The 10,061-nt window shown below is 72.0% G+C and carries 4 protein-coding genes; all 4 read left to right on the top strand.

The genetic code is table 11. The features are described from left to right. Nucleotides 1-2,047 (top strand): alpha-1,4-glucan--maltose-1-phosphate maltosyltransferase (locus F3J18_RS32790; RefSeq protein ID WP_166916257.1); only part of this gene is annotated, 2,047 nt, incomplete at its 5' end. Next, nucleotides 2,044-5,520, top strand: coding sequence for a maltose alpha-D-glucosyltransferase (gene treS / locus F3J18_RS32795; RefSeq protein WP_166916259.1), 3,477 nt, complete (start codon nucleotides 2,044-2,046; stop codon nucleotides 5,518-5,520). The genes F3J18_RS32790 and treS, both read left to right, overlap by 4 nt. Continuing rightward, nucleotides 5,517-7,715: a 1,4-alpha-glucan branching protein GlgB gene (gene glgB / locus F3J18_RS32800; protein WP_166916261.1), complete on the top strand. Its 2,199-nt coding sequence runs from the start codon at nucleotides 5,517-5,519 to the stop codon at nucleotides 7,713-7,715. Before treS ends, glgB begins: the two co-directional genes overlap by 4 nt. 81 nt (nucleotides 7,716-7,796) lie before the next feature. Next, nucleotides 7,797-10,061 (top strand): glycogen debranching protein GlgX (glgX, locus tag F3J18_RS32805; RefSeq protein ID WP_240156476.1); only part of this gene is annotated, 2,265 nt, incomplete at its 3' end.

The following is a 10,061-nucleotide window of genomic DNA, read 5'->3' on the forward strand; positions in this document are numbered from 1 at the left end:
TGCCCAGGAAGCGCTGGCCGCCGCGCTCGAGGCCGACCGGATCGCGATCGAGCGTGTCGAGCCGAGCGTCGACGACGGCCGCTTCGCGGCCAAGCGCGTGGTGGGCGAGGCGATGCGCGTGAGCGCCACGCTGATCGTCGACGGCCACGCCCGGCTCGGTGCCGCGGTGGCGTTCCGCGCGGCCGACGAGGCCGACTGGCGCGAAGTGCCGCTGGCCCCGCTCGGCAACGACCGCTGGCAGGCCAGCATCCCGCTCGACCGGATCGGCCGTCACCAGTTCCGGGTGCTGGCCTGGCGCGACGACTGGGGCTCGCTGGTCGACGACATCGGCAAGAAGCACGCGGCCGGCCAGGAGATCGCGCTGGAGCTGCAGGAAGCGCGCGCGCTGCTGGCTGCGGCGCTGAAGGCGAACCCGCGCCAGGCCGAGGACCCGCGCCGCGACACGCGCGCCGCCCAGGCGCTGGCCAAGGCCTTCGACGGCAGCGACGCGGGCGGCCAGCTCGCCCTGCTGCTCGCGCCCGATTCGGCCGCCGCCTATGCCGCGCTGTACCGGCGCAGCGCGCTCACGCGCGACAGCCGCGTCCATCTCGTCGAGGTCGAGCGCCGCGCCGCGCGCTTCGGCAGCTGGTACGAGATGTTCCCGCGCTCGGCCGCCGACGACGTGCAGCGCCACGGCACCTTCGAGGACGTGGCGCGCCACCTGCCGCGCATCCGCGAGATGGGCTTCGACGTGCTGTATTTCCCGCCGATCCACCCGATCGGCCTGACCGCGCGCAAGGGGCGCAACAACAGCCTGCGCGCGGGCCCCGAGGACGTCGGCAGCCCCTACGCGATCGGCTCGCCGATCGGCGGCCATACCGAGCTGCATCCGAGCCTGGGCACGCTCGGCGCGTTCCGCTCGCTGGTCGCGGCGGCGCACGCGCACGGCATCGAGATCGCGCTCGACTTCGCGATCCAGTGCTCGCCCGACCATCCCTGGCTGGCGCGCCATCCGGGCTGGTTCGCCTGGCGCCCCGACGGCTCGCTGCGCTTCGCCGAGAACCCGCCCAAGCGCTACCAGGACATCGTCAACCCGGACTTCTACGCGAGCGACGCGATGCCCGAGCTGTGGGTCGCGCTGCGCGACGTGATCCTGCACTGGGTGGACGCCGGCGTGAAGATCTTCCGCGTCGACAACCCGCATACCAAGCCGCTGCCGTTCTGGGCCTGGCTGATCGAGGACGTGCGCGCGCGCCATCCCGACGTGGTGTTCCTCTCCGAAGCCTTCACGCGGCCGGCGATGATGTACCGGCTCGCCAAGCTCGGCTTCTCGCAGTCGTACACCTACTTCACCTGGCGCGAGAACAAGCACGAGCTGCGCGAATACCTGCTGGAGCTGGCCGACGGCCCGGCGCGCGAATTCTTCCGCCCGAACTTCTTCGTCAACACGCCCGACATCAACCCGCGCTACCTGCATCACGCGCCGCGCGCGCAGTTCGTGATCCGCGCCGCGCTGGCCGCGCTGCTCTCCGGGCTGTGGGGCATGTACAGCGGTTTCGAGCTGGGCGAATCGGCGCCCTTGACCGACGACGGCGAGGAATACCGCGACGCCGAGAAATACGAGCTGCGCGCGCGCGACTGGCACCGCCCCGGCAACCTGGCCGCCGAGATTGCCCTGCTCAACCGCCTGCGGCGCGGCAACCCCGCCCTGCAGACCCATCTCGGGATCCGCTTCCTCGACGCGCCCAACGATTCGGTGCTGGTGTTCCGCAAGGCCACGCCCGGCTTCGACAACGTGATCGTGGCCGCGATCAGCCTCGATCCCTGGGCGCCGCAGTCGACCGACTTCATGCTCGACGCGGCGCTCTACGAAGGCTGGGGCGTGCCCGAGGGCGCCGCGCTGCGCAGCGTGGAACTCGCCAACGGCCATCGGCACCATTGGCACGGCACCCGCCAATACGTGAACCTCGACCCGCATGCGCTGCCGTTCGCGCTCTGGCGCATCGCGCCCGAGGCGCCCCGGCGCGCCGCCTCGACGCCGCAGCCCGGCGAAGGAAACCAGCGATGATCCGCGAAGAACCGCACGATTCGTCACAACCCGGGCCGCAACACGCGCCGTTCCAGCGCGGGGCCGGCAATGCCCGGCGCGGCGCGCGCCGCAACGGGGCGCGCTTTTCCGAACGCGGCACCCTGGCCGGCGATCCGCTCTGGTACAAGGACGCGATCATCTACCAGTTGCACGTGAAGTCCTTCTTCGACTCCAACGGCGACGGCATCGGTGACTTCCCCGGCCTGATCTCCAAGCTCGACTACATCGCCTCGCTGGGCGTGGACGCGCTGTGGCTGCTGCCCTTCTATCCCTCGCCGCGCCGCGACGACGGCTACGACATCGCCGACTACCGCAACGTCCATCCCGACTACGGCACGCTGGCCGACGTGCGCCGCTTCATCCGCGAGGCGCACGCGCGCGGCATCCGCGTGATCACCGAGCTGGTGATCAACCACACCTCGGACCAGCATCCCTGGTTCCAGCGCGCGCGCCGCGCCAAGCGCGGCTCGGTGCATCGCGACTACTACATGTGGTCCGACACCGACACCAAGTTCGCCGGCACGCGCATCATCTTCGTCGACAGCGAGCCGTCCAACTGGACCCACGACCCGATCGCCGGCCAGTACTACTGGCACCGCTTCTACTCGCACCAGCCCGACCTCAACTTCGACAACCCGGCGGTGGTGCGCGAGGTGCTGCAGATCATGCGCTTCTGGCTCGACCTCGGCATCGACGGGCTGCGCCTGGACGCGGTGCCCTACCTGGTGGCGCGCGAGGGCACCAGCAACGAGAACCTGCCCGAGACGCACGCGGTGCTCAAGCGGATCCGCGCCGCGATCGACGCCGAGTACCCCAACCGCATGCTGCTGGCCGAGGCGAACCAGTGGCCCGAGGACGTGCAGGAGTATTTCGGCCGCGAGGACGAATGCCACATGGCCTTTCACTTCCCGCTGATGCCGCGCATCTACATGTCGATCGCCAGCGAGGACCGCTTCCCGATCATCGACATCATGCGGCAGACGCCGGAGCTCGCGCCCAGCAACCAGTGGGCGATCTTCCTGCGCAACCACGACGAGCTGACCCTGGAGATGGTCACCGACGCCGAGCGCGACATGCTCTGGCAGGCCTACGCGAGCGACCGCCGCGCGCGCCTGAACCTCGGCATCCGGCGGCGCCTGGCGCCGCTGATGGAGCGCGACCGGCGCCGCATCGAGCTGATCAACTCGCTGCTGCTGTCGATGCCGGGTACGCCGGTGGTCTACTACGGCGACGAGCTGGGCATGGGCGACAACATCCACCTCGGCGACCGCGACGGCGTGCGCACGCCGATGCAATGGTCGGCCGACCGCAACGGCGGCTTCTCGCGCGCCGATCCCGAGCAACTGGTGCTGCCGCCCGTGATGGGCGCGCTGTACGGCTTCGACGCGGTCAACGTCGAGGCCCAGTCGCGCGACCCGCATTCGCTGCTGAACTGGATGCGCCGGATCCTGGCCACGCGCCGCGCCACCCAGGTGTTCGGGCGCGGCACGCTGCGCTTCCTGCGCCCCGAGAACCGCAAGGTGCTGGCCTACCTGCGCGAGCTGCCCGACGCCACGCCCGTGCTGTGCGTGGCCAACCTGTCGCGCGCCTCGCAGGCGGTCGAGCTCGACCTCTCCGAATTCGCCGGCAGCGTGCCGGTGGAGATGACCTCCGATTCGCCGTTCCCGGCGATCGGCGAGCTGCCCTACCTGCTGACCTTCCCGCCCTATGGCTTCCTGTGGTTCTCGCTCTCGCCGACCGGCGCCGAGCCGGCCTGGCACCGCCCGCATGCCGAGCCGCTGCCCGAGTACACCACCCTGGTGATGCGGCGCGGCGATGCGCAGCCGGCCGCGCCGCTGGTCGCAACGCTGGAGGCCGAGGTGCTGCCGCAGTGGCTCGCGCGGCGCCGCTGGTTCGCCTCGAAGGACCGCTCGCTCGACGCGGCACGCTTCGACTGCGTGACGCCGATTCCCGGCGAGCCGTTCCAGTACGCCGAGGTGGTGGCCCGCTCCGACGGCCGCGAGGAACGCTACGTGGTGCCGCTGGCCGCCGCCTGGGGCGACGAGACCCCGCATCCGCTGTTCATGCGGCTGGCGCTGGCGCGCGTGCGGCGCGGCCCGACCGTCGGCTACCTGACCGACGCTTTCGCGCTGCCCGGCTTCGCGCACGGCGTGCTGGCCAAGCTGGCCGAACGCGCCAGCGTGCCGCTCACCGGCGGCGGCACCCTGGTGTTCTCGCCCGAGCCGACGCTGGACGAAACCATGCCGGCGCTGGGCCCCGCGCCCGAGATCCGCTGGCTCGCCGCCGAGCAGAGCAACAGCTCGCTGGTGATCGGCGAGACCCTGGTGCTCAAGCTGGTGCGGCGGGTGGCGGCCGGCATCCATCCCGAGGCCGAGATGAGCCGGCACCTGACGCGCGCCGGCTACGCCAACGCGCCGGCGCTGGTCGGCGAGGTGCTGCACGTGGGCGCCGACGGCACGCCGCACACGGTGGCGATCGTGCAGGCCTTCGTCGACAACCAGGGCGACGCCTGGGTCCGCTCGCTCGACTTCCTCAAGCGCGCGGTGGGCGACCTGGCGCTGTCGGCCGCGGCCACGCCCGATGCCCGGGAAGCCGACGGCGAGGCCGACGAGATCGACGTCTATGCCGAGTTCGCCGGCGCGATCGGCACGCGCCTGGGCGAGCTGCACGTGACGCTGGCCGCGCCCGCCGACGATCCGGCCTTCGCGCCCGAGCGCGCCACGCCCGCCCACGTGGCGCGCTGGACCCAGGACGCGATCGCGATGGTCGAGCGCGCGCTGGGCCTGCTCGCGCCGCGCCTGGACGATCTGGACGACGGCGTGCGCGAGGCCGCCGTGGCGCTGCTGGCCTCGCGCGAGGACCTGCTCGCGGCGCTCGGCGCGCTGCTGCCGAAGGATCTCGACGCGCTCTGCACGCGCATCCACGGCGACTTCCATCTCGGCCAGGTGCTCGACGTGCACGGCGACGCGATGCTGATCGACTTCGAGGGCGAGCCGGCCCGGGCGCTGGACGCGCGCCGCGCCAAATCGCATCCGCTGCGCGACGTGGCGGGCCTGCTGCGCTCGCTCTCGTATGCCAGCGCCGCCGCGCAGTTCTCGATCGAGAAGGCCCCCGCGCCCACCGCCGACCTCAAGCGCGCGCTGTTCGACCGCTTCGGGCAGGCCGCGGCCGACCGCTTCCTCGCCAACTACCGGCGCGCCGTCGAGCTCGCGCCCACGCCGTTCGCCGGGCCCGCCGACGCCGAGCGCCTGCTGATGCTGTTCCTGGTCGAGAAGGCCGCCTACGAACTGGCCTACGAGGCCGCCAACCGGCCCGACTGGCTGAGCGTGCCGGTGCTCGGGCTGGCCGCGCTGGGCGCGCAACTGCTGGGCCGCGACCGCGGCCCGGACCAGGACGACCTGTCTTCCGAATCCCATTCACCCGACGAGCTCCCGCCGGAGAACCCGCAATGAGCGACACGCTGTTCGACCTGTCCGATATCGACGCGCTGCTGGACGCGCGCCACCCGGACCCGTTCGCCTGCCTCGGCAAGCACCGCCTCGGCGAGCGCACCGTGGTGCGCGCCCTGCTGCCCGGCGCGCATCGCGTGCACGCGGTGGCGCGCGAGGGCGGCCGCGTGCTCGGCGAGCTGGCGCGCGTGGCGCCGGCCGGCTGCTTCGCCGGCACGCTCGAGGACGACGCCGATTACCGCCTCTCGATCGACTGGATGACCGTGACCCAGGAGGTCGAGGACATCTATGCCTTCGGCCCGCTGCTGGCCGAGGACCGCCTCGCGCGCCGGGCCGGGGGCGACCCGCTGGCCGGGCTCGACTGCCTCGGCGCGCGGCCGACGAGCGTGGACGGCGTGCCCGGCGTGCGCTTCGCGCTGTGGGCGCCGAGCGCCGCGCGGGTCTCGGTGGTGGGCGACTTCAACGCCTGGGACGGGCGCCGCAACCCGATGCGGCTGCGCCGCCCCTGGGGCGTGTGGGAGCTGTTCGTGCCGCGCATCGGCGCCGGCGTGCGCTACAAGTTCGAGCTGCGCACGCGCGAGGGCGCGGTGCTGCCGCTCAAGGCCGATCCTTGCGCGCGCGCCACCGAGGCGCCGCCGCTGACGGCCTCGGTGGTGGCCGACGCCGAGGCGCGGTCGAGCTTCGAATGGCACGACCAGGACTGGATGCGCCGCCGCGCCGAGATCGATGCCGAGCGCGCGCCGATGTCGGTCTACGAGGTCCATCCGGAATCCTGGCAAAGGATCGGCGATCCGCCGCGCGCGCCGAGCTGGGACGAGCTGGCCGACCGGCTGATCCCCTACGCGGCCGGCATGGGCTTCACCCACATCGAGCTGATGCCGGTGGCCGAATACCCGTTCGGCGGCTCCTGGGGCTACCAGCCGCTCTCGCCGTTCGCGCCCTCGGCGCGCTTCGGGCCGGTGGAGGGCTTCTCGCGCTTCGTCGACCGCGCGCACGCGGCCGGCCTCGGCGTGATCGTCGACTGGGTGGCCGCGCATTTCCCGACCGACCCGCACGGGCTCGGCCAGTTCGACGGCAGCGCGCTCTACGAGCACGCCGATCCGCGCGAGGGTTTCCATCCCGACTGGAACACCCTGGTCTTCAACCTCGGCCGCCACGAGGTGCGCGGCTTCCTGATCGCCGCGGCGCTGGCCTGGGTGCGCGACCACCACGTCGACGGATTGCGCGTCGACGCGGTGGCCTCGATGCTCTACCGCGACTACTCGCGCGCCTCGGGCGAGTGGGTGCCGAACGTGCACGGCGGGCGCGAGAACCTCGAGTCGATCGCCTTCCTGCGCAGCCTCAACGACACGCTGCACGGCCCGCTCGCGCCGCCCGGCGTGCTCAGCATCGCCGAGGAATCGACCGCCTGGCCCGGCGTGACCGCGCCCATCGAGCACGGCGGCCTGGGCTTCGACTTCAAGTGGAACATGGGCTGGATGCACGACACGCTGTCCTACCTCGGCGAGGACCCGGTGCATCGCCGTCATCATCACGATCGTCTCAGCTTCGGCCTGGTCTACGCCTTCTCCGAACGCTTCGTGCTGCCGCTCTCGCACGACGAGGTGGTGCACGGCAAGGGCTCGCTGGTGGCCAAGGTGCCGGGCGACGCCTGGCAGCGCTTCGCCACGCTGCGCGCCTACTACGGCTTCATGTGGGCCCATCCCGGCAAGAAGCTGCTGTTCATGGGCGGCGAGTTCGCCCAGCCCGGCGAGTTCTCGCACGACGGCCAGCCGCCCTGGGACCTGCTCGACGCGCCCGCGCACCGCGGCGTGCAGCGCCTGGTGCGCGACCTGAACCGCCTGGGCGCCGACGAACCGGCGCTGTACCAACTCGACAGCCGGCCCGAGGGTTTCGGCTGGCTGGTCGGCGACGACGCGAACAACAGCGTCTACGCCTTCCAGCGCCGCGACGACAGCGGCCGCGTGCTGGTCGCCATCTGCAACTTCACGCCGGTGCCGCGCGACGGCTATCGCGTCGGGCTGCCGGCGGGCGGGCGCTGGACCGAACTGCTCAACACCGACAGCGCGGCCTACGGCGGCACCAATCGCGGCAACGGCGGCGCGCTCCAGGCGCAGGACGTGCCGGCGCATGGCCAGTCCTGGTCGGCGGAGCTGCGCCTGCCGCCGCTGGCCACGCTGTGGCTGCGCCCGGATTGAGGCCCGCGCGAGCCGCGCCCTCGCGCAGCCAGCCGCTTCGAAACGACACGAGCAACGACGACGAACCAGGAGAGCAGCATCATGCGCGCAGCCACCGCCGACCGACTCGAACCGGGCAGGCCCTACCCGCTCGGCGCGAACTGGAACGGCCTGGGCATCAACTTCGCGGTGTTCTCGGCGCATGCCACGCGCATCCAGCTGTGCCTGTTCGATGCGACCGGGCGCAAGGAGATCGCGCGGCTGGACCTGCCCGAGTGCACCGACGAGATCTGGCACGGCTACCTGCCCGACGCGCATCCGGGCACCGTCTACGCGTTTCGCGCCGACGGGCCCTACCAGCCGCAGCACGGCCATCGCTTCAATTCCTCGAAGCTGCTGCTCGACCCCTACGCGCGCAAGCTGATCGGCCAGTTCCGCTGGTCCGACGCGCTGTTCGCCTACCGGCTCCATTCGAATCGCGCCGATCTCTCGATCGACCGGCGCGATTCGGCGCCGGCCATGCCCAAGTGCGTGGTGGTCGACGAGACCTTCGACTGGCGCGACGACCGCCGCCCCGAGGTGCCCTGGCCGCAGACGGTGATCTACGAGACCCACCTGCGCGGCGTCTCGATGCGTCGCGGCGGGCTGCGCCAGCCCGAGCGCGGCACCTTCGCGGCGCTCGGCTCGCCCGAGTTCATCGAGCACCTGCTGCGGCTCGGCGTGAGCACCATCGAGCTGCTGCCGGTGCATGCCTTCGTGCACAGCCGCGCGCTGGTCAATCGCGGCCTGCGCAACTACTGGGGCTACGACACGCTGGGCTTCTTCGCACCCGAGCCGTCCTACCTGTCGACGCGCCGGCTCGACGAGATGCGCATCGCGATCCGCCAGCTGCACGCGGCCGGCATCGAGGTGCTGCTCGACGTGGTCTACAACCACACCTGCGAGGGCAACCAGCTCGGGCCCACGCTGTGCTGGCGCGGGCTCGACAATGCCAGCTACTACCGGCTGCAGCCCAACGACCCGCGCTTGCACATCGACGAGACCGGCTGCGGCAACACCCTGAACCTCTCGCATCCGCGCGTGCTGCAGATGGTGATGGACTCGCTGCGCTACTGGTGCACCGCCTTCAACATCGACGGTTTCCGCTTCGACCTGAGCGTCACGCTGGGCCGCGAGCCGAACGGCTATGACAAGGGCTCGGGCTTCTTCGACGCGCTCGGCCAGGACCCGATCCTGGCCACCCGAAAACTGATCGCCGAGCCCTGGGACGTGGGCCCCGGCGGCTACCAGCTCGGCAACCACCCGCCCGGCTTCGGCGAATGGAACGACCGCTTCCGCGACACGGTGCGACGCTTCTGGCGCGGCGACGCCGGCATGCGCCCGGAGCTGGCCGCGCGCCTGGCCGGCTCGGCCGACATCTTCCACCACCAGCGGCGGCGGCCCTGGGCCTCGATCAACTTCGTGACCGCGCACGACGGCTTCACGCTGGCCGACCTGGTCGCCTATTCGTCCAAGCACAACCAGGCCAACGGCGAGGACAACCACGACGGCCGCGACGACAACTGCAGCGCCAACTGGGGCGTGGAGGGCGAGACGGAAGACGCCGGCATTCGCGCGGTACGCGCGCGCGTGGCGCGCTCGATGCTGGTGACGCTGTACGCCGCGCTCGGCACGCCGATGCTGCTCGGCGGCGACGAGTTCGGCCGCAGCCAGCGCGGCAACAACAACGCCTATTGCCAGGACAACGAACTGTCCTGGTTCGACTGGGAGCTGGCCGACAGCGAAGACGGCCGCCAACTGAGCGCCTTCGTGGCGCGGCTGGCCGCGCTGCGCCGCGAGCATCCGCTGCTGTCGGAGCCGCGTTATCCCTCGGGCGACCGCGAGGCGGCGCCGGGTCTGCGCGAGATCGACTGGTTCGACGAACGCGGCGAGAGCGTCTCGGTGCCGGCCTGGCAGGACCGCGAGCGCCGCGCGCTGACGATGCGCCGGGTGGGCCCCGATCGCCGCGGCGAATGCGAGGCGCTGCTGCTGATGCTCAACGGCTCGGCCCAGCCGCTGCGCTTCGTGCCGCCCGCGCCGGTGCTGGACTGGCGCGTGCTGGCCGACAGCAGCCGGCCCGAGGTGGAGGGCGAGGCGCTGCCCGCCGAGGGCATCGAGCTGCCGCCGCACACGGCCCTGATCGCGGCCGCGAAGCTGGGCGCGCGCGAACGCGTCTCGCTCGACGAGACGAACACCGACGCCACCGGCGACGCCCTGCCCGAGGATGTCGAGGACGCGCCCGACGAACTGCCGGCCGCCGCCGCGCCGGCCGACGAGCCCGATGCGGAACCCGAGCCGGTCGCGCAGCGCGCGGCGACCGCGACACGC

It is taken from the genome of Burkholderia sp. Ax-1720, assembly GCF_011753035.1.
Lineage (GTDB): Bacteria > Pseudomonadota > Gammaproteobacteria > Burkholderiales > Burkholderiaceae > Burkholderia > Burkholderia gladioli.

Coding starts and splice junctions, on each gene's coding strand:
- treS (WP_166916259.1), top strand. CDS start 2,044: ATGATCCGCGAAGAACCGCACGATTCGTCACAACCCGGGCCGCAACAC.
- glgB (WP_166916261.1), top strand. CDS start 5,517: ATGAGCGACACGCTGTTCGACCTGTCCGATATCGACGCGCTGCTGGAC.